Genomic DNA, 21,179 nt, shown 5'->3' with positions numbered 1-21,179 from the left:
CGCGTCAAATGATTGCGACATGGTGGCGCTCCTTTTGGTTGGTTCAACAGCGCCAAAGGATGCCACACCCTCGCCGCTCGACCCATAGCATCTACGGCGCTGTTGACGGCGCGCTCGCGAGCGGCTTCTTCACCGCCGAGCTGCACCACCTCGCGGGGCACGTCCCGTTTCACCATCTCCTACCATTTTTGGACTGCACCCCTGGACTGATACCAACGGTCTCAGGCGCTGACTCTTTCGTGATTTTGTGTCGCAGGTGGACCGTGATTATGGGATGGCCCGCCCCTCTCTGAGGCGATCGGTTAGGATCGCTCTGTTTTGGAACGAGAGAGGAACGGACCGATGTCGATTTTCGTGCTTGGAATTGACTGGCAAGAACGTGTGCGGATGCACATACGACATTTCGATTTGCCCGCGCTTCCCTAAACAGCTTTCACTAGGAGGAAGGAAGCTAGTCCTTGGCACGCCCCTACAGCAGTCCCGCTTGCTCGGCCTCGCGGCGCAGGTTCTGCCTTGGTCGCGGGCCGATCTGCTGGATCACCAGCCCGGCCGCCAGCGAGCCGAGGTCGCCGCAATCCTTGAGGCTGCGTCCGGTCGTATAGCCGTAGAGGAAGCCGGCGGCGTAGAGGTCGCCGGCGCCGGTCGTATCAACCAGTTCCTTGATCTTCGTCGCCTGGATGGTAACCGTGTCGTCGCCGCGCACGATGACCGAACCTTTCTCAGAACGGGTGACAGCGGCGATCTTGCAGTCCTTGCGGATCGCCGCCAGCGCGTCGTCGAACGAGGAGGTCTGATAGAGCGACTTGATCTCGTGGCTGTTGGCGAAGACGATATCGACCGTGCCGGAGCGCATCAGCTCGAGGAACTCGTCGCGGTAGCGGTCGACGCAGAAGGAATCCGACAGCGTCATCGACACTTCGCGCCCCGCCGCATGCGCCAGCCTCGCGGTCTGCCGGATCGCTTCCTTGGCGCGTGGCGGATCCCAGAGATATCCCTCGAAATAGGTGACCCTGGCCCCCGCGGCCTTGTCGGCCTCGACGTCTTCCGGCCCAAGCTCGATGCAGGCGCCGAGATAGGTGTTCATCGAGCGCTCGCCGTCCGGCGTGACGAAGATCATCGAGCGCGCCGTCGGCGGCTCGCCATTGAGCGGCTTGGTGTCGAAGGCCACGCCCTGGGCGTGGATGTCATGGGTGTAGATTTCGCCGAGCGCGTCGTTCGATACCTTGCCGAAGAAGGCGGCGCGCCCGCCGAAGCTCGCGACACCCGCCGCCGTGTTGCCGGCGCTGCCGCCCGAAGCCTCGATCGCCGGTCCCATGCGGCTGTAGAGCAGCTCTGCGCGCCTGGTGTCGATAAGGTTCATCGCGCCCTTGATGATGCCGTTGGTCTCTAGGAAAGCCTCGTCGCACTGGGCGATGATGTCGACAATGGCATTGCCGATGCAAAGCACGTCATATTCCGGCATCAAAGTCTCCGCCAAGAACCCACCCGGCTATCTGCTATGCCGGCCGGGCGCGATCAGTTGGGATGGACTTTTCGCATGCCAATCTATTCGGCACGAGTCTCGCGGCGCCGCGAGCCTTGCATCCGCCGTAAGTGCCAGCCTCTCCCGACTAGACTCAGGCTCTTCGCGCCCGAAGTGCTCATAGGTCGCGGCTTTGTCACCGGAAATAAATGCACCCGGATTGACCTCGCTGACCTCAAACCGCCTTTGGGATTCCTACCATTTTTAGCGATTTGGTGTTGCAAAGCCTCTGTGAATTTTCTGGAAGGATCTGTTACATGCTCAACCGAAACGCAACGCTATGCCGGAGACGATCCGAGGTGGTAGCGGGCTGATGGTGCCGCGCGACGGGGCGGTGCAAAACGTCTATTATTTGACCGGTTTGCACTCCGCCGTCTGGCTGGTCTCAGTTGATTAACCGTCTCGTGAAGCAGATAACAGGTGCCCACTTTGCCTCGTTAGACAGAGCGCGCGGAGGCCCGAGAGGGATTGCTGGCTTGACGGTGCAGCGCCGGCAAAGTCAGGCGACTGGCGCGACCATCTCCGGTCAATCTCGCCAACGCGGCAGCGCGATAGGAAATTCCCTACTCTGCTGCCGCTCAGGCGCAACAGTCCTTGTGGAGGGTCAGGCGTCTGTGGGATGTTCCAGATACGCATTCATCGATGGCTTTCTGGCCTCGACAGTCAGGATACGAGGCGTAAGCCTCCACTCGTCTAATCCCTGGCCTCCACAGCATTTCCGACTTTGGGTTTACGCCAGCGATGTCGATCGAATGGGAACATAATGTAGTCCCGCACGGTCAGCGGTTCGGGCTGGTTTCGCATGCCAACCTCCGGCCACTCATTCTTTTTCGGCCAGTATGCCGTTAGAAAAATCGTATCCCAGAGGGTTGTGAAAAACCCATAGTTTCGGTGCCGGTGATGAGGTTCCATCGAGTGATGGATGCGGTGGAATTTGTTGTCGCCAATGATGTATCGAAACGGCCCAAGATTGATGCGGGTGCTAGAATGGGAAAGATGGGCCTGGAACGTAATCAGCGTCATGGCAACGATGGGCACCACGCCAGATTCAAAATGGATCAGAGCGAGTGGCAGTGCTACCAGCGCTGCGTAAACGAGTGGTTCGGAGATGTGATGGTTGCAATTCCATGCCGTCAATTCGCGGATCGAGTGGTGCGTGGCGTGAAGCCGCCAGAGGAATGGAACAGCGTGCTGAGCGCGGTGCATCCAATAGTAAAAGAAATCGCCAGCAATCGCGACTAAAACCCCGGAAAGGACCGCCAATCCACTGCTGACGATTGCGTTTTCAGAGTGGAGCAACGTTGCGAAATTGATCGTTACCAGCGGCTTTACTCCTAGCCAGGCCAGACCAACAGCGAAGAAGTGCCAAACAAACGCACCCAATCCGAGCCGAATAAGCCAATTCCGCACGCCGCGAGCGTATGAGGCAAGACTGTATCGATAGGCCGGAAAGGTGAACTCCAGCGCGGCGCAGATGGTGGCGAAGACCACCACCAGCTCGAGCGAGTTCACGAAGATCTGCGATATATGATTAAAATCGAGAATTTGCATTTGTTTGCTCCGGCGAATCGTTCAAGCTGCGCCAGCTTCAGGTCGGAACATCGAGGCAGTCATTTTCGTCATCAGGCGAATCCAATGGTTAATCGATCTCCGGCGCGGCCTCGATAAATTCGAGGTCGGCACCCGAATCTATATCCGCGCAGAAAGTACCAATTGCACATAGCAGTCATGCAATTTGCTTTTCATGCACATTCAACGGTGATTATTCTGTTGGTACGCGGGGCATCGCGGGAGCGGACTATGCGGGGTTCTCTTGGATTGGTAAAATCGATTGTTTGGATGAGACGTATCCGTTTCCTAAATGGTCGGAAAAGACCCTTAGGCAAGTTGGCTGCCCGCGGCGACTGACTATGCGCCAGTGTTGCGGCGGCAACTTGCCACGGCAAAAGAGCGTCGAAAAAATCAGCGTAAGCGTCACGAGCCCTGCACACGCCTGGGTAGTTGGGTGACAGAGCCAGGTCACATGCGGGCTGCATCGTGACGCTCACAAATCAGCAGCTCGGCGCGCAGGGTGTCGACGAGGGTCATCACGACTTGCTAATGCATTGCTCGCGCCGTGCGCGATAATTTCGACAATGGCATCGCCGATTTAAAGCAAGTCACATTTCACCATCAATGGCTTTCTTGGTTCGCCAACGGACCCCGGCTTTCTTCCATGCCGACCGGCCGACGTCTGGTCATAGAAGGGTGTTGCGCGTTCTTTTGGCGCCGGGTTTTAAGGTGCGGCGAGCCCGGCCTCGCGCCGCAAATCGTCGGCTCTGTCAGTCCTCTCCCAGGTGAACTCGGGCTCTTCGCGACCGAAATGACCATAGGTCGCAGTCTTGCGGTAAATCGGGTGTAACAGATCAAGCATCTTGATAATGCCCTTCGGTTTAAGATCGAACAACTCAGGAATGAGCTGCTCGATCCTTCTTTCCTCGACCCTTGCTGTCCCGAAAGTATTGACCATGACGGAAACCGGACTGGCCACACCGATCGCGTAAGCAAGCTGCACCTCACAGACATCCGCAAGTCCGCTGGCCACCACATTCTTCGCAACATATCGGGCGGCATAGGCAGCCGAGCGGTCAACCTTGGACGGGTCCTTGCCAGAAAAGGCGCCACCGCCGTGACGCCCCATTCCGCCATAGGAATCGACGATGATCTTGCGTCCAGTGAGGCCACAGTCGCCGCGCGGCCCTCCGACCACGAACCGCCCTGTTGGGTTGACCAGAATTCTGGTGTCTTTCGTTTCCAGGTCGGTCGGCAGGACCGGCTTTATTATTTCCTCAATGACCCCCTCGCGAACCGTCTCTTGCGAAACCTGCTCATTGTGTTGCGTCGACACGACGATGGTATCCAGGGCGACGGGGCGCAAGCCCTCATAGCGCACGGAGACTTGGGATTTTACGTCAGGGCGCAACCAGCTAAGATGACCTGCCTTGCGAACATCCGCCTGTCTTTTCGTCAAACGGTGGGCGAACTGGATCGGCAAAGGCATCAGAGTATCGGTCTCGCGGCATGCATAGCCGAACATGAGGCCTTGATCTCCTGCTCCCTGTTCGAGATCTTGTCCCCGGCCTTCGTCAACACCTTGGCTAATGTCGGGTGACTGCTCGGTGAGGGCATGAATGACGGAGCAACGCCGGCCGTCAAAGCCAACCGCCTCATCGTCGTATCCAATATCAACAATCGTATCGCGGGCCACTTGGCCGTAGTCGACCGTCACATCGCTGGTAATCTCGCCAGCCAGAACCACGGTTCCTGTCTTCACCAAGGCTTCACATGTCTTCACCAGGGCTTCACAAGCGACGCGCGCCTTCGGATCGAAGCGCAAGACTGCGTCGAGGATTGCGTCCGAGATGTTGTCGGCGAGCTTATCCGGGTGTCCCGCGCCAACCGATTCGGAAGAGAAAACGAACTGCCTAGCCATGAAATGCCTCGCTTCGGGTGTTGGAGTTTGGATGGGGCATTTTGCTTAGCCCGCTTTACCTGCGGGTGATGCCCGGGACCTCGAACGCAGCGCACAAGTCGGCAACGTCTTTTCGCACGCTGGCATGAACATCCGGATTGTTGGGTTGGCGACAGACCAGGTCAATAAAGGTGGCGATTTGCACCATTTCCCCCTCGCGCATGCCCATTGACGTCACTGCTGGCGACCCCAAGCGAATTCCGCTCGTAACCGCCGGATCGCGCGGATCCCCCGGCACCATATTAAAGTTCGTAATGATGCCCGCCTTTGATAATCGCTCGGCGTAGGCCTTGCCCGACAGTGGTCGATCGCGCAGGTCAAGGATGAGCATGTGATTGTCGGTCCCCCCTGTAACCAGGTCATAACCTCGCTCAAGCAGCGCCTGGGCCAGAGCCTTGGCATTCTTGACGGTCTGTTGCCCGTAGATACGGAATGCCGGGGTCGCCGCTTCCTGTAAGGCGACTGCTAGCGCAGCGATAACATTCATATGTGGCCCGCCCTGCAGGTGAGGGAAGACCGCGCGATCAATCCGCCTGGCGAGATTGTATTTGCTTTTCGGATGATAGAGCGCCTGGTAACGGTCCTCATTCCTCGACAAAATGAAGCCACCGCGGGGGCCGCGGATCGACTTATGAGAGGTGCTGCTGACGACGTCGCAATGGCATACGGGATTCGGATGCGCTTCTGCCGCAATCAGGCCGCTGATGTGCGCAATGTCGGCCACGAGATAGGCGTTCGCCTCCAGAGCAATTTCTGCCATTGCCGCGTAGTCAAAGACACGCGGATAAGCAGTTCCGCCGATCCAAATGAGCCGCGGCCGTTCCCGCTTAGCTGTCTCGCGCAAGAGGTCATAGTCAATTTGCTGGGTCTTTTCGTGTAGCCCATAGGGGACTCGTCGGTAGTCGGTTCCGGAAAAGTTGATAGCCCACCCATGGGTCAGATGACCCCCTTCCGGAATGGGCAAGCCCATGACTTTGTCGCAGGGCTTCAACAGCGCGCGATAGACAGCCTGATTGGCCGGCGAGCCGGAATAGGGCTGGACGTTGGCGTGTTCGCTTCCAAATAGTTTCTTCAAGCGCTCGATGGCGAGGTTCTCAAGCTCATCGACGATCTCGTTTCCCGCATAGTAGCGCGCACCGGGGTACCCCTCGGCGTACTTGTTTGTGAAAATCGACCCGGTGGCTTCGAGCACTGCCGGGGAGGCAAAGTTTTCAGAAGCGATTAGTTTGAGCGTCGTGCGCTCCTGTCGCTCTTGTCTCAGAAGCAGTTCGTGAACGCAGCTATCAACCGCGGCTAAGGAAGTGCGTCCGTAAGTATCGGGCTGCGCGATGGCGCGCTCGGTAGAGTTGTCCATCGTGGGCTCGCGCTCCAATTGGATCGTTCTATTTCACGATCAAGCAGGCTGTCCCCTTCGGCTGATCGTCTCGTATCGCTTCGAGTCGTTGTAGGTCTCTTTCATGATGGCCATCGCAGTGAGGCAGTAGATCGACTAGCAACTGGACCAGACCGCCGTCCTTGTCTCCTGGTTTGAGATGATAGGAGCGCCACGGGCGCTGTTCGTTGCAGCAAAGAAAGTCGGCTCTGGCGAGTAGCCGGACGTGTCGCACAACGCGATCGCGACGCAGATCCAAAATGTCTGCCAACTCGCAGATTGTTAGGTCCGCATGCGCGCAAAGGCCCAGGATTCGAAGGCGATCAAGATGCGCTGCCGCCCGTAGGCGACTGACCAGTGTCATCATTGTTCTGTATCAAACCGCATGGAAAGAATGGACACTCGTTGCACTGAATTTGTCATTTGGCGTTCTCCGTAGATGTTGCAACTTTCGAAGCAAAATTATCTTGTTGCTTATATCACCGACCGGACACTCCCGGCGGTCGCGTAGATACGTACTTATTTCCACACATGTAATTGTTTCGAACCGGCGTGATAGCAACCATGACAAGAGCTTTTCTTGCTATTGCCTTTGGTCCTAGATTTCGTGCGGTTCGACGGTCGCAGAATAGGAAGGACCGCGGTTTGAGTCCTCTGGCTGACCTGATACGTTGAGATAAGCCTACCATTCTCAGCGATTTCTGGTTGCTAAGAGTCTATGAATTTCTTTGAAGAAACTGTTGCAATGTCTGCTCGCCGAGATGCCGGTCACGATGGGCCGAGCCGGATAGTTTCAAGCCAATGGGGCAACATGGTAGGATGGAAGAATGCCAAAAACATCCTTGCGTCGAAGCGCACCGATCGTGGTACGCGGCCTGCGGCTTTTGGACTTTGAAGACATGCTCGACAAGATCAAGGCCAGCAGTCGCAACAGCGCTGAGATGAACTCACAGGGCGTGAAAGCGCTTGATGGTGGTGCCTTGGTTACGCTCCAGGCAGCGTGACCGTCGACGCCACTTCGAAGACGTCAAGCAGAATTGCCAACCCGACGCCGCAGGCGGTCAGGATGAGGCCGGCCATGAAAATGCGCTTGGCGCGTTCGTAGACGTGGCGTCGCAGCGAACTCATGTCGAGCAACAGCGATAGCGCCCGCATCTGCGAGACTATGCCGACCAGGATTGGGACCACTGCGAACAGGTCATAAAATCGCCACGGCACTGGGTTCGCCGCCCAATGTGTGACGAAACCCAGCGAAAACGCCAGCAATATGCCGACGACGGTGATCGTGCCGTTGCGGAAGACGGTCTCGATCGGTTCTTCCTTCGGGCTATGCTCGTCCAATTTCCTCTCTCTGCAGGTCTGCGCAGTCATCGCACAGATGTGAACTGATCCCTAAGATCCTTCGAAGACTGGAGCTTGCCGACTTCGGGCTGGTGGCGTCATCGGGATTGATCAATGAGTGAACCTCTTGATACGGGAAATGAGCAAAACTAAGTCGGCATGGGCGCGCAATGCTGACGTCGGGTGCCAGTTCCGAGCGGGCCGCTGTTGGCGCGCGGTGCGGAGGGGAACGACATGAAGTTCCGTCTGACCGTATCCTGGTCAGCGGCGTTGAGGCCGACGAGAAAGCGGCAGGCGGCATCATACAGAGCCGGGCTTTCAAGCGATCCTCGACTGCATGCTCGATGCCGGCTGGCAGCGCGGCGGGCGTTACGGCGTCTGATCGCCGCCGACAACATGACGCAGAAGAAAACGCCAGCGTTGAAACCGAGTTGGCAATGGCGCGGGCGATGATGCGCGCCGGAAATCACTTATAGCTCGGTTGCCCTCCTCCACGGCAAACTCGCCAGGCAGGTTCCCTTCAAAATGTGACGCGATATATGCTGCTCAGTCAGCCCGTCCTAGGTTCGGGCTCCGGAGGCGGCGTGTTCGGGCCGGGGCAATCAGACAATTGCTCACATGGACGGGACCGATCGCCAACGCCGGCATAGCGTTCCACGAGTTTTGCGAATCCTAAGGCGAAGGCGGAAAGAAGCGCCAGGACAACTACGATTCGGACGGCCATTCGGGACTGTAGCAGAACCTCGATCCGAGTTTGACCAGCTACAGGTAGAAGAGCGAATTCCGCGGCGCGAGCCAAGGTGTCCTTCGTTGTGGACGGATGGCAATTTAGAATGGGTGAACCTCCGCGCGCCGGTCAATCGGGTCCGAAATCTGGCGGGCCATTAATCGCAGTCTGGATCGCCTCATAGGCACTGCCGATTTCCTCTTCGATCTCGTCCTCGGAAATGCCTGCGGCCTTCGCATCGGCGAACAGCTTGGCAGTCAGCTCCGCCACAGAAATGATGTCGGCGCCTACGTTGCCGCTCATCACGTTGTCGGTGATCCATTTTCCAAAGAACTCTGCCCCGCTTTCGCTCATAGGCGGTGCCGCGCCTTCAGGAAATGAGCCTCTCGAAGCAGGGAATTCCAATCGGTCCCCATCAACGTGATCAGCTCGCGAGCTTGCTCTTCGGTAACGTCTGCCTCTCTGACCAGGCGATCGGCCAGAACCTTCATCGCCCCACTTTGCGAACCTGACCTGTTGTCATCGTCACTCATGAAAATGACCTCCTAATCGTTAGAACGATCTAGAGGACGGACTGTTCAGGTTAGGCAAAAAATTCGGCGTCGGCTGAGCCAGGGGATCATCCACGGACCCGGACCGCCGGCGATCGTGCCAGCAAAGGAATGAGACCCCCTGAGCGGATCCTGCGGCTAGAGGCGATGGAGCCAGGATTTCACGACATCGTCTAGTTTGCTATGTTGAAGGCCGGCTAGCGGAGATGATGCGCGAAGACAGTGGAAAGTGCACATATGGCGCTTCCGGTATCCTTTGCAAGAAGGCGGACACATGGTCCGCCTTCCTCTCATATAGACGGCCGGGAGAACGAGTTAGCCGCCCATCTTCTTAGCCATCGCGCAGAAATCTGCATGCGACTTGTTAAGCGTGGTATCGCCGCAGTCTTTCAACACTGCCTTTTGTTCATCAGGTTTCATGGCCTTCCATGCGGTCATGAAATCCTTTTCCGACTTCAGAGTTTTCATGCCGGCATCGGTGAAGAACGGCGACATCTTGGCCGGATCATCGAGCGCAGACGTGGACCCGGCCATCACGGTACCACCCATCATTGCGAGTGCGAGTGCGCCCATACTCAACATCTTGATATTCATCGAAATACCTCCTCGGTTACCACATAATCCTAGAACGAAAACGTGCACCTACTGAGAGGGGTTCCAGACGCCGGTAAAACGGTGGTCGCTTGCCGCGCGAGCGGCCGATCCATGACGCGATGCCTTATTTCCCCCGGAAATTCTGGAGCGAGGCATGCCTTAACTCATGCTCGCCGCGCAGGAATTTCACTTGCCCAGTGATGCCGGGCCTCACCCATTCGACATCTGCGCCGGCGACGGCCGTCGGCACCGGCCGATGCGGTTTCGCAGCCTTGGCTGGTTGACGCGCTGCCATAGTCGCTCGCGCATTCGTTGGGATAGCGTCACGGCGGCAGTGCCGGCGAACTCGGGCAGCCGCACCGCCGCGGGATTCCCCGCATCCGAAACCGAACCTCACCACAAAATCGCACCTGATGGGCCTTGCCCAATCGTGCCGACGGTTCGAACTGACGGAGTGTTCCGATGCCGGGTCCATGGGAAAAATATCGCCAGTCGCCCGCTGTCCCGCCGGGCTTCCGCGTGATCTCCCAGCCGCCAAGCCAGCCGCGCTTCCCTGGCATGCCCGTCCAGAAGTCAAATGTTTTCGATCAGTTCGATACTCCAGCCGCGGCGGCGGGAAACGACCCGTGGGCCGCATTCCCTGACGCGCCGGCGAGAAGGCGCCGCCGGCCAGCCCAATCGGCCCGTTCCCTGGCATGCTGGAGCAGGGCAACATCGATCTGAATGCGCGCCCGATCGTCAAGAACCCCGACGGCTCCTACAGCACTGTGCGGTCGATGTCGTTTGAGAACGACGGCGGCCAGGAAGTGCTCGTGCCGACCGTCTCGCCCGACGGCAAGATCCTGAGCGATCAGGCCGCGATGGAACTGTACGGCCGCACCGGGTAGAACCTCGGCAAGTTCGACAACCGCGCGCACGCGGACATGTACGCCGAAGCGCTCCACAAGGCGCAGGATCAGCATTACGCCGCGCAGGCGCAACTGGCCGCAGACCCGTGGGCCGCATTTCCCGATGCGCGGCCGTCCGGCGCCGAGGCGAAAGGAGATCGCCTAGGGCCCTGGACGAAGTACGGCGCGCCGGCCTCGTCACGAAACGCCACGCAGGTGAAAGCGCCCGACGGAAGCATTGTCGAATTTCCTGCGGGGACGCCTGAAGCGGCGATGACGAAAGCCATGCAAGAGAAGTTCGGCGGCCCGACTGCGCCCGCGCCGAATGTCTTCGACCAGTTCGACCAGCTGGCCGTTCCGGCAGGCTTCAAGCTAGTTGGGCAGGCCCCGGCCGCAACGGAGCCACGGCATTCGACATCCACCGATGTGGGGCTTTCCTTCGCCTCTGGCGTGCCGCGCGGCGTTGTTGAGACGGCGATGACGCCGATTACGCTCAATCGGGCCGGCGAGAGCTTGGGCGGCTGGCTCTATGACAAGGCGGAAGGGCCGGTGCGGTCGATGCTCGGCACGGAATCGGCGATGCCCGGCCCCGAGCATGACCAATTCAAGGACTTCCTGATCAGTCCGATCACCGGCGCCGTCAATTACGCGCTGCGCAAGCTTTCCGGTTCGGAGAACGTGGACGTCCGCAGCGGCGTCTACGCCACCTAGGGTCGAACCCGCGAGATCATGGATGCGGTGCTGCACAAGCCGGAGACGACCCCCGGGAAACACGCCGGCGCAGTAGGTGAGTTTCTGGCGCCCGGCGGTCTGCCAAGCAAGGCCGCGCGTGCGGCGACGACTGGTCGCGAGCTTGTTCGCCATGTCGCGGAGGACATGCTTGGCAACGTCGTCATGCCGGCCGTCGCTTCGGAAGCGGCCGGCCAGGCCACCGAAGGCACGCCCTACGAGGGGCCATCGCGGCTCTTGGGCGCATTGCTCGGCAACGTCGGAACGGCGGCGGGCCGCGCCTACAACGCGCCCGAGAGCGTCGTGCGGCGCGCCACAAGCGAGATGACCGACGCCGATTGGCGGCGCGCGCTTGGCCTGCAGAACAACACGACAGGTGTACGGCTCACCGGGCCGGAAGCCATCGCCCGGGCGACCAACGGCGCCAGCGCCTTGCCGAACCTACTGCGCGTCGTCGCAGGCAGTGTGGACGGGCGCGCACGGACGGCACCGTTTTTCGCCGCTCGGCCGGCGACCAGGCCGTCACAAACGTCTTCGACCAGATCGCCCCGCAGAGCGCGCAGCCGTATTCGTTGGGACCGCAAGCTGCGGAGGCCGCGACCAATGTGATCGACCAGACGCGGCAGGGCATCAACGCGCAGACGCGCCCGCTCTACGACGCCGCGCAGCCACAGATCATTCCGCAGGCGGACTTCGCCCCGATCGCCGCTAATCCACGTTTCGCCGCCGGCTTGGCGCGCCTGCGCGGAAATGCGGAACTGGCACCTGAATATGCGCATCTGCCGGACAATTCCATCGGCGTGATCGACGCTGTGACGAAAGACCTTGCTGCCCGCGGCGAGGCCCTGCGGAACGCCGCCAATCCGCTTTACGGTCCCGAGCTCGCCAGCCGCAGCACGGCAAGCGCAGCGGAGGCGCGCAACCTCGCCACAAACCAGTCGCCGGGGTATGCCCAGGCTCTGGCCGAGCAGGAGGCGTTGCGGCGCACCGTTCTCAAGCCGCTCGAAGAAGGTCCGGTCGGGCGCATAGCGGCGGCACGTGATACGGCAGGAGCAGGCAATGCTCTGTTGCCTCAGAATCCATTGACGGGCTCAGCCCCCGAAACAGCGGACGCAACGCGACGGCTGGCGGCCGAAGATCCGGCAACCACGGCCGCGCTCGTGCGTCAAAACCTAGCCGATCGCTACGCCGAGGCCAACACCGAAACCCAGGAAGGTGTTCGGGACTTCGCCGGCGCCAAGTTCCACAAGGACGTGGCTGGCAACAAAGCGCGGCAGGAAGTGCTCTACGCCGTGCTGCGCGAGATCCCTGGCGGGCAGGCGGCGGCCAGCATGCCGGAACTGCTCGACGTCCTTCAGGCCACAGGCCGGCGTTACCTGGATGCAACTCTTCGTCCGTCAGAACGAGCGTTGGAAACGCACGATGCCGCCGACGCTGTTGTTTTTGTCGGCATTGGTCCAGTTCACCTTGGAAGGGCTCACCATGCCGACGCCGAAGTAGCCGCAGTGGTCATAGTCGACTTCGACCGTTACCGTGAAATCTGGAATGAGCGTATAGGCGACATTCATAGCGACACCATAGTTCTTGAGCTGATCACCCGAGACCTGAAGGTTGAACGAAGTTGTCTCGTTGAACTTGTAAGTGGCGCCAGTCCAGAAAGCCCATTTGCCGCCCCAAGTTTTGTAGAAGCCGCGGCCGTGAGCGTCGATTGCGTTAGTGGAATCATCTTTGAGCTTGCCATTGGAGCCGTAGCCGAACATTCCGAATAGCGACAGCTCGTTGGCGACATTGACGTCGACGCGGACTTTGCCGGCCACCGACCCGTAGTTGCTATCATAAGCAGCAACACCGGTGATCGCGCCCCACTGTTGTGTGTATTTCAGGCCGCCGACCACGTGCGGTACGTAGCTATCGATGGTGCCGATCACGCCTTCGCCTTCTTCAAGCGAGACCACCGCCGAAAAGCCGTCGCCGGCGTCAAAGTAATACTGGATGACGTTGGTTTCGAAATCACCGTAGGGAACGAGCATCTGATTGAGCACGTTGCCGGGATAGCCAATAAACATGTCGAAGGCCGACCAGTCCTTACCGATTCGAAGGTCGCCAAGCTGAACCCAGGCAAAAGTCAGGCCGAGATCTCTATCAGAGGCATAGTTTTGAGGACTGCCCGGATCCGAATAATCGTTGCGGTTACCAAAGTTCATGCGGGTTTCGGTATAGGTCTTCAACGTGCCGAACTCGGTTTCCCGATTAGTCCAGGTCTTCACCGTGAAGCGGGCATTCTTCTTCCAGGTTGCATTGGTGCTGCCGCCCTCGTGGTCGGTTGCCTTTGCCCCATCCAACGAGCCGACGTCACCCAAGGCGATGTCATAGCGGACATAGCCGCCGATGCGCAGGCAGGTTTCGGTGCCTGGGATATAGAAGAAGCCTGCGCCATAGACGTCGCAGATCTTGACGTATTCGCCCGCGTCTGGCTCGGCGTCGACGGCGCGGGCATCGGAAACGGCAATGAGGATCGCAGCTGAGCCGAGAAGAAGACTCGTGAAGTTCATTCTTGATCTCCGTTCAAACATATAAAAGAGGAAAGACGTCGAAGAGCGGACCCCTCGCTTATCCCCGCGATCTAAAAGTGAGGCGCAATGCGCTGCGTCATTCGCAGCGCGACGAACCAGTCATGACAACGGTTCAACAGAAATGTGAGGAAACTAAATCGTATTGTCTGAAAAATAGGGCAATTATAAACATGTGAATTGCTGCAATACAGCACTGTGAATTCACCCTTTTTGAGCCAACCGCCAAAGTTATGTCCGCCAGTTGTGGGGGATCCTCACAACGACTTCCACAGTTGCATACGCAAGTGACGTGCCATCCTGGTGACGCAGCTGTGGCTTGACACTCAAGTTTGCCGGCGGACCTTGGTTCGCGCTCCCTCCTCATTTTGCCTTGAGATCAAGCCGCGCACGAAAACGCCAGGGTTTTGGGTGGTTCGCGTGTTCGACATGCGACAGATTTCGTTCAAAGGCGACAGCTTTTGTTTGTTGTGAGCCTTGATGTTGAGACATCACCCCTCGGTACGTCAGGCGGTGCCTCACGACGCTGACACAACGGTCATGAGCGAAACTGGGCATGTGATCCTTGCAGCATGGCCGAGGCCGTAAGCGTCGTTTCCGTTTTTTCGATCCAACTGAACGCTTGGCGATTTTTTGGCCAAGGACGGGATAGTGGACATAGAAAACGGTCTTGTTCGCGTACGGCGGCGGCATCGCTTCGCGGTTCGCGCGGTTGCTGCCGCATGCGATGCTTTGCTCGACCGGCTGCCCCTTAGCGAGGCATAAGTGCGAGGGCAACTAGCTCGACTGCGACACCGACTGCGAAAGCCCGAGACCGAGCGCCGCCAAGTGTCGACCACTTTTGACTTCGCAGAGCATCGCGTGCTGCTTGGACGCCCGTGATATAATCCTTCGTGCGGCTACGGTGACTGGGGTTTAAAGGCATGTGCGTTGCACGCGAGCCTCACAGCTGCCGTACGCGCTCGCGAGACTCAGCCATGTTGTGGTAGTTGGCCGAGTCCGATCATGCAGCTTGTCTCAGGACTGCAGTTGTCCAACGGCAACTTGGCGCCGGCGGTGCTTTCTCAGTTGAACTTGATGCTAGCCTGCCCGAACACGCCGTAGCGTTCAACCTCCCAATGCTGGATCGCCGGGCTACCACCGCCCGGCGTCCCCTCGAAATGAGCGGCGCCACCAGCTGCCGCGCGCCAGTAGCGGCCGCCGACGCCGATGTTGAACAAATCCGTGACCTTGTAGTTCAACATTGCCTCGAGTTGGACGCCATTCCCGTTCCCGTCTTCGGGAATCGGATTGATATCTGGGCGCAGATGGTGATGATCCTTGCCGTTAAGCTGCGTGAACAGCACAGCGACGTCACCCGAAAGGCTGAGTCGTTCGGTGAGTTGCGTCTGCCCGGCAAGGCCGAGTCGCAGCGAATGCCAATCGTTATCTTGGCTGATGACGCCCATATTTGTTGTAATGGCTGGCACGCAAACCCGCGGGTTGGCTGCCTGCTGCGCGCAATGGATGGCGTGGTAGCTTTCGTTCCAGAAATTGTATCCGACATAGGCACCGATGCGGTAACGCGGCGTGTCCCAGAAATTGTATCCGAGGTCGGCGGTGAAATACGTGATGCGACCGTTGTGCTGATCGGACAACGTGCTCGAATAGGATTTCATGGACAAAGAGGGGTGCACGAAATCCTCGTCGGTAAGAGAACCCTTGGGGATCCCGCCCGCACTGAGGAAGCCCTTGACGAAGATGCCAGTCGGATTGTGGGTCGCGTTGAGGAAGACTTCGCCCGATAGGGCACCGAGATCGTCGTATGTGAGCCGCGACACCATCACCGCGCCGTCGGCGTTGTAAAGTTGCTTCGATGCTTCGCCGCTACTGTACCAGTAGCGTAGCCCGCCCTCGAATGAAAAGACCGGGGCCACTGCGTCGGCTCGCAACGCCGGGTCGGCGAACACCGGGCTGTCGGCAGCGGCCGCACCCGCCGACAGACCGCAAAGCACGACACATGTCAAAACCAATCGCCGCATCACCAAATTCTCCTTTGTGTTGATTTTCGGGGTCCGTCGCGGACATTCTAAAATTGGCCAGGTTGGACCGACTGCAGAGTTGATCTCCAGGCAAGAGGATCATCGTGGCAAAGTGCCTTTACAGCCCTTGGCCCGGCTATTGCTTGCAGTGCGGTCGCTTGCTTCTTCTGCATCGGGAAGTCTACGGTACGGCCTGATCCCAGCAGACAGCATAGTGCGAACATTGAAACACTCTCCGCGAGACGCGTTTAGCGACACTCGAAGCAACATGCGTGCCAAAGAAAAAACTCTTTAGACGCATGCCAATCGATTGCCGCATGTCCGGCATTTGTCGCGCCTCGCACAATGTCAAAGCATCCTGTCGCAAATTGTCGGTGAGAGGGTTTGCGGCATGAAAGCTCTTCGATTTCTGAGGAGCTCGTGACCTTCAAAGTCCGCCTGTTCGACCGATCCGCGAATGCCACGCCGCCAGGTTTCCCAAGGTCGGAGCCACGGCGCGGAAACCACTCGCGTAAGTCCGGGCGTCCCCACCGTGAAAACGCCCGCTGGGCGCGGCCAGCGGCCTGGCTCGTTTGTCTGGATCGAGCCGATGAGGTGTCGGCCGGGTCAGGTTCTGGTTCCGATTATTCGCGCGCGACGGAATCGCCCGTTGGCTTTGTCCTGATCCGCATCAGTCCGCTTCGGACACCATGCTTGAGCATGGCTGTTGTCACTCGCGTCGCCAACCGTGACTTCCGGTCGCGAACGTGCAACGAGGCATCCCGCCCTTCGGCGTCCCGACAGCTAATATATGAAAGAACTTTCGACTGGTTTGCTTCAAATTCCTGCAAGAAATTCGACAAAATAGCGACGCCGCTTTACCCACAAGGCGCGGAGAATTGGTAACTGATTGAAATTTAAGCCGCCGCTGCATCTGGCATGCCGTTTGCTCTCTGCCTGTTAACATGTGAAGACGTGTTACAAGATATGAAGGCCTTATAAAAAATATAATTCGTGTCGATTCGATTTATTCAAAGGGCACGAAAATGAACATTCCCCTTTGGCAATGGAGCAAGACAGATGACAAGTATCATAGCGACAGCAGCTTTGCTTATGGCATCGACGTTGGCGTTCGCAGCGGACATAAAAGAAACCAACGATATGCTAAGTATTGATGCTCGCAGGGATACCAAGACGTATCCGTGCAGCCGCCAGAAGGCACTCCCCTCTGTTAAATGGGAAAGCGGATGCGTCTTCGCCAATTACTTGCCGCAAGTGCACTCCAGCCTGCATGAAATGACGCGCATCTGAAAACTATTTCAGACGCAACACGCGCCAAATACCTTTTGCGCAGTGCCTAGCATGGTGCCGGCCCGAACCTTAGTCCCGCGCTTACGCGACAAAGCTCAAGCGTCGCATTGCGAAATCACAAGCGTCCCTTTGGGAAATCACAAGGGGCCATGGCGTTCGGAAATTCTCCCGACATAGTCCACCTCCTGAAACGTGAAAGGAGCAAAACCAGTTCGGCATGCGCGCGATGCCGCAAAGTCGCGCGAACCCCATTCTGGCCCTGAGGGTCCGGATCCGGGGAGGCTCTCGCAATCTGTTTGTCCTAAAGGAGAACGATATGAAGTTCCGTCCATTGCACGACCGCGTACTCGTCCGTCGCATCGATGCCGACGAAAAGACGGCCGGCGGCATCATCATCCCCGACACGGCCAAGGAAAAGCCGCAGGAAGGCGAAGTCATCGCCGTCGGCCCAGGCGCTCGCGACGAGAGCGGCAAGCTCACCCCCCTCGACGTGAAGGTCGACGACCGCATCCTGTTCGGCAAGTGGTCCGGCACCGAAATCAAGCTCGACGGCGAAGACCTGCTCATCATGAAGGAAAGCGACATCCTGGGTGTGATCGAGGTTTCGGCCTCGGCCAGGCAAGCCGCGTGACCGAAACCGCCTGACACAAACAGTCAACAAGAACTACCTATTGACAGGATTGAATCAATGGCTGCCAAGGAAGTGAAATTTCATTCTGATGCCCGCGAGCGCATGCTGCGCGGCGTCGACATTCTCGCCAACGCGGTGAAGGTGACGCTCGGTCCGAAGGGCCGCAACGTCGTCATCGACAAGTCGTTCGGCGCCCCGCGTATCACCAAGGACGGCGTCACCGTCGCCAAGGAGATCGAGCTCGAGGACAAATTCGAAAACATGGGCGCGCAGATGGTGCGCGAGGTGGCGTCCAAGACCAGCGACATCGCCGGCGACGGCACCACCACCGCCACAGTGCTGGCGCAGTCGATCGTGACCGAGGGCGCCAAGGCAGTCGCGGCCGGCATGAACCCGATGGATTTGAAGCGCGGCATCGACAAGGCGGTGGAAACGATCGTCGCCAATCTGAAGGCCAACGCCCGCAAGGTGACGAAGAACGACGAGATCGCACAGGTCGGCACCATCTCGGCCAATGGTGACGAAGAGATCGGCCGCTTCCTCGCGGAGGCAATGGAAAAGGTCGGCAACGAGGGCGTCATCACTGTCGAGGAAGCCAAGACCGCCGAGACCGAGCTCGAAATCGTCGAAGGCATGCAGTTCGACCGCGGGTATCTGTCGCCCTACTTCATCACCAACCAGGACAGGATGCGCGTCGAGCTCGAAGAGCCCTATGTGCTGATCCACGAGAAGAAGCTTTCCAACCTGCAGGCGCTGCTGCCCGTGCTCGAGGCCGTGGTTCAGTCTGGCAAGCCCCTGCTGATCATCGCCGAAGACGTCGAGGGCGAAGCGCTGGCCACGCTGGTGGTCAACAAGCTGCGCGGCGGGCTGAAAGTGGCCGCCGTCAAGGCCCCCGGCTTCGGTGACCGCCGCAAGGCGATGCTGGAGGACATCGCCATCCTGACCGGCGGCACGGCCATCAGCGAGGATCTCGGCATCAAGCTCGAGAATGTGACGCTGGAAATGCTCGGCCGCGCTCGCAAGGTGGAGATAGAGAAGGAAAACACCACCATTGTCGACGGTGCCGGCCATAAGGACGAAATCAACGGCCGCGTTGCTCAAATTAGGGTCCAGATCGAGGAAACCACCTCCGACTATGACCGCGAGAAGCTGCAGGAGCGCCTGGCCAAACTCGCCGGCGGCGTCGCGGTGATCCGTGTCGGAGGATCGACCGAAGTCGAGGTCAAGGAGCGTAAGGACCGCGTCGACGATGCGCTGCATGCCACTCGCGCGGCGGTCGAGGAAGGTGTCTTGCCGGGTGGCGGCGTGGCACTACTGAGGGCAGCAAGGGCGCTCGACCATGTCGTTCTCGACAACCCCGACCAGAGGACCGGTGTCGAGATCGTGCGGCGCGCCATCGAGGCGCCCGCTCGCCAGATCGCCGAAAACAGCGGGGCGGAAGGCTCCATTATCGTGGGCAGGGTCCGCGAGAAGGCTGAGTTCGGCTTTGGCTGGAACGCCCAGACCGGCGAGTATGGCGACCTCTTCGGCCAAGGCGTGATCGACCCCGCCAAGGTCGTGCGCACGGCGCTGCAGGACGCCGCTTCCGTAGCCGGCCTGCTCGTCACCACCGAGGCGATGGTGGCCGAGAAACCGAAGAAGGAAATTCCCGCCCCGGCGATGCCGGGCGGCGGCGGGATGGATTTCTGACGAGCCCCACTTTCTGTCTTGTCGTGGGAGAGGGCGGAGCTACCTTATCAATGGTCCATTCGCCCTCTTCCAGGCATCGATTCCGCCCTCGATGTGGCAGGCTGATGTGAGGCCCTCGTCCTGGGCGGCCTGCACCGCCATGGCCGAACGCTCGCCGAAGGCGCAGTAAAGCACAAGCCGCTTGCCGGTCGAACGGACGAGCTCGTGCAACACGCCGCCGGGAGCGATGTTTTCTTGCAGCCTCGGGTAAGGCACATGCAGCGCCCCCGGAATGATGCCCTGGCGTTCGCGCTCGGAGCGCTCGCGCAGGTCGATCAGCGCGACATCCGGCCTGCCGGCCAGCGCCAACGCTTCGTTGGCATTGGCCCCCCAGCCGCGCCGCGCGATCTCGTCCTGCTGAAGCCCGACCTTCATATTGGCGGGCACAGCGACATCCATCATTTTCGGGTTGGCGAGCTTAAGATTGTTCATGATCTCGACATACTCGTCCACTGACTTCACCTGCAGGCGCGGGTTGAAGGCCTTCTCCTCGCCTATGGTCGAGACGGTGTCGCCCTTGTAGTCATGCGCCGGATAGACCAGCGTCGCATCCGGCAGCTTGAGCAGGCGGCCAAAGATCGATTCATACTGATGTCGCGCATCGCCGTTCGGGAAGTCGGTGCGGCCGGTGCCGCGGATGAGCAGCGTGTCACCGGTGAACACCCGGTCGGGCAGGACGAAACTGTGGGAATCGTCGGTGTGGCCAGGCGTGTAGACGACGTCGAGTGCCAGCCCCTCGAGGGTCAGCCTGTCGCCGTCGGTAAGCCGCATCGACACCACGTCGGCCTTGGTCTGCTCGCCCATCACCGTGATGCATTTCGTCTTGTCGCGCAGCGCGCCAAGGCCGGTGATGTGGTCGGCATGGAGATGCGTGTCCACCGCCTTGACCAGCCTCAGGTCGAGCTCACGCACGAGCTGGAGATAGCGGTCGACCTTGTCCAGAACCGGATCGATGATCAGTGCCTCGCCGCCTCGGCGACTGGCAAGCAGATAGGAATAGGTGCTCGAAATGGAATCGAACAGCTGACGGAAGATCATGAATTGCTCCACATCATCGGGTCGCGCTCTTTTTTTGCGGCTTGTCATGCGGCTCTACCGCTACCCCGAGGCGCCGCACCATCAGCGCTCGCCGAAGCAGGATGAGCTCGAGGTTCGTCATACTCTCCTCACGGAAGGTCAAGACACCACCTCGGGGACTGCAAACAGCGCATCGGCTCACGCGTGCGCCAGGGACAAGTCAAGCCCGGGAAACAAGCGCAGGAATCGCCGAAGCCTCATTGGCATCATCATGGATCGAGAAACTGTAACGGCCATATGCGTCGAGGTCGACCGAGTAGCTCAGGCGCTCGCGTATGTGGTTGTCCTGATCGAACGTGACGATCCGCGGCTTCAGCGCTGTGATATGCGCTTCGTTCAGGTAGATGGAGTTGCAGACGATGATCGGGTCGCCAGGCTGGCAGGTGCGGGCGGCAGCACCATTGAGGATGCAGCATCGTGATCCGCGCTCGCCGAGAATGACATAGGTCGAAATGCGCGCGCCGGAATTCTTGTTCCATATCTCCACGAATTCCATGGGGAGGATCTCGGCTGCCTCGCAGTGGTCAGGATCGAGCGTTATCGAGCCATGGTAGTTGAGATTTGCGTCGGTGACGTGGATGCCGTGAAGCTTGCCGGCGACTATTTTGCGCATTGGTCCGTCGTCCTT

At 59.2% G+C, this 21,179-nt stretch carries 19 protein-coding genes; 7 read left to right on the top strand and 12 right to left on the bottom strand.

All coding sequences use genetic code 11. From position 1 onward, the window contains the following. Positions 1-469 precede the first annotated feature (469 nt). The 4 genes from ABID26_RS35595 to ABID26_RS35580 form a co-directional block, all read right to left on the bottom strand. Positions 470-1,462 carry an adenosine kinase gene (locus ABID26_RS35595; protein ID WP_354418158.1) on the bottom strand — a complete coding sequence of 331 codons (993 nt, stop codon included), beginning with the start codon at positions 1,460-1,462 and terminating at the stop codon, positions 470-472. A 753-nt stretch (positions 1,463-2,215) separates the two neighbouring features. Beyond that, entirely contained in the window at positions 2,216-3,073 is an 858-nt protein-coding gene (locus tag ABID26_RS35590; RefSeq protein WP_354418157.1) for a sterol desaturase family protein, read from the bottom strand. A gap of 724 nt (positions 3,074-3,797) precedes the next feature. Further along, entirely contained in the window at positions 3,798-4,994 is a 1,197-nt protein-coding gene (metK, locus tag ABID26_RS35585; RefSeq protein WP_354418155.1) for a methionine adenosyltransferase, read from the bottom strand. Between the two features lie 55 nt (positions 4,995-5,049). Next, a complete protein-coding gene (locus tag ABID26_RS35580; protein ID WP_354418154.1) occupies positions 5,050-6,387 on the bottom strand; it encodes a serine hydroxymethyltransferase in 1,338 nt (445 codons plus the stop codon). 845 nt (positions 6,388-7,232) lie between these two features. Here ABID26_RS35580 and ABID26_RS35575 point away from each other — a divergent pair. Further along, positions 7,233-7,409, top strand: a complete 177-nt coding sequence (locus tag ABID26_RS35575; RefSeq protein ID WP_354418152.1) for a hypothetical protein — start codon at positions 7,233-7,235, stop codon at positions 7,407-7,409. Here the strand turns inward: ABID26_RS35575 and ABID26_RS35570 are convergent. The 4 genes from ABID26_RS35570 to ABID26_RS35555 form a co-directional block, all read right to left on the bottom strand. Continuing rightward, positions 7,390-7,746 carry a hypothetical protein gene (locus ABID26_RS35570; protein ID WP_354418150.1) on the bottom strand — a complete coding sequence of 119 codons (357 nt, stop codon included), beginning with the start codon at positions 7,744-7,746 and terminating at the stop codon, positions 7,390-7,392. The genes ABID26_RS35575 and ABID26_RS35570 overlap by 20 nt on opposite strands. An 856-nt stretch (positions 7,747-8,602) precedes the next feature. Next, complete coding sequence (locus ABID26_RS35565) at positions 8,603-8,827, bottom strand: DUF768 domain-containing protein (protein ID WP_354418148.1); 225 nt, start codon at positions 8,825-8,827, stop codon at positions 8,603-8,605. Beyond that, positions 8,824-9,006, bottom strand: a complete 183-nt coding sequence (locus tag ABID26_RS35560; RefSeq protein ID WP_354418147.1) for a hypothetical protein — start codon at positions 9,004-9,006, stop codon at positions 8,824-8,826. The genes ABID26_RS35565 and ABID26_RS35560 overlap by 4 nt, the downstream gene beginning before the upstream one ends. A 333-nt stretch (positions 9,007-9,339) precedes the next feature. After that, the gene (locus ABID26_RS35555) at positions 9,340-9,618 is read right to left on the bottom strand and encodes a hypothetical protein (RefSeq protein ID WP_354418145.1); all 279 of its coding nucleotides are present in this window, start codon (positions 9,616-9,618) and stop codon (positions 9,340-9,342) included. Between the two features lie 695 nt (positions 9,619-10,313). Here ABID26_RS35555 and ABID26_RS35550 point away from each other — a divergent pair. The 3 genes from ABID26_RS35550 to ABID26_RS35540 are packed head-to-tail and all read left to right on the top strand — an operon-like array spanning position 10,314 to position 11,843. After that, entirely contained in the window at positions 10,314-10,505 is a 192-nt protein-coding gene (locus ABID26_RS35550) for a hypothetical protein (RefSeq protein ID WP_354418143.1), read from the top strand. 36 nt (positions 10,506-10,541) lie between these two features. Further along, the gene (locus ABID26_RS35545) at positions 10,542-11,216 is read left to right on the top strand and encodes a hypothetical protein (protein WP_354418141.1); all 675 of its coding nucleotides are present in this window, start codon (positions 10,542-10,544) and stop codon (positions 11,214-11,216) included. 18 nt (positions 11,217-11,234) lie between these two features. Continuing rightward, positions 11,235-11,843: a hypothetical protein gene (locus ABID26_RS35540; RefSeq protein ID WP_354418139.1), complete on the top strand. Its 609-nt coding sequence runs from the start codon at positions 11,235-11,237 to the stop codon at positions 11,841-11,843. A gap of 788 nt (positions 11,844-12,631) precedes the next feature. Here the strand turns inward: ABID26_RS35540 and ABID26_RS35535 are convergent. Both ABID26_RS35535 and ABID26_RS35530 read right to left on the bottom strand, forming a co-directional pair. Then, positions 12,632-13,786, bottom strand: coding sequence for a porin (locus ABID26_RS35535; protein WP_354418137.1), 1,155 nt, complete (start codon positions 13,784-13,786; stop codon positions 12,632-12,634). 1,082 nt (positions 13,787-14,868) lie between these two features. Further along, a complete protein-coding gene (locus tag ABID26_RS35530) occupies positions 14,869-15,825 on the bottom strand; it encodes an omptin family outer membrane protease (RefSeq protein ID WP_354418136.1) in 957 nt (318 codons plus the stop codon). Between the two features lie 1,059 nt (positions 15,826-16,884). Between ABID26_RS35530 and ABID26_RS35525 the strand changes: the two genes are divergently transcribed. The 3 genes from ABID26_RS35525 to groL all read left to right on the top strand — a co-directional run bounded on the left by ABID26_RS35525 (position 16,885) and on the right by groL (position 19,435). Then, on the top strand, positions 16,885-17,115 hold the full coding sequence (locus tag ABID26_RS35525) for a hypothetical protein (protein WP_354418134.1): 231 nt from the start codon (positions 16,885-16,887) through the stop codon (positions 17,113-17,115). Positions 17,116-17,431: 316 nt separating this feature from the next. Beyond that, positions 17,432-17,746, top strand: a complete 315-nt coding sequence (gene groES, locus ABID26_RS35520) for a co-chaperone GroES (RefSeq protein ID WP_354418132.1) — start codon at positions 17,432-17,434, stop codon at positions 17,744-17,746. Positions 17,747-17,803: 57 nt separating this feature from the next. After that, positions 17,804-19,435: a chaperonin GroEL gene (gene groL / locus ABID26_RS35515; protein ID WP_354418131.1), complete on the top strand. Its 1,632-nt coding sequence runs from the start codon at positions 17,804-17,806 to the stop codon at positions 19,433-19,435. 39 nt (positions 19,436-19,474) lie between these two features. Here the strand turns inward: groL and ABID26_RS35510 are convergent, their stop codons facing one another. After that, a complete protein-coding gene (locus tag ABID26_RS35510) occupies positions 19,475-20,512 on the bottom strand; it encodes an MBL fold metallo-hydrolase (RefSeq protein WP_354418129.1) in 1,038 nt (345 codons plus the stop codon). A gap of 199 nt (positions 20,513-20,711) precedes the next feature. After that, positions 20,712-21,164, bottom strand: a complete 453-nt coding sequence (gene panD, locus ABID26_RS35505; RefSeq protein WP_354418127.1) for an aspartate 1-decarboxylase — start codon at positions 21,162-21,164, stop codon at positions 20,712-20,714. Positions 21,165-21,179 lie beyond the last annotated feature (15 nt).

Origin of the sequence: Mesorhizobium shonense, from assembly GCF_040545255.1 — a bacterium.
Taxonomy (GTDB): Bacteria; Pseudomonadota; Alphaproteobacteria; order Rhizobiales; family Rhizobiaceae; genus Mesorhizobium; species Mesorhizobium shonense.
The sequence above is the reverse complement of the archived record's forward strand: the minus strand, read 5'-3'. Positions and strand labels throughout refer to the sequence as shown.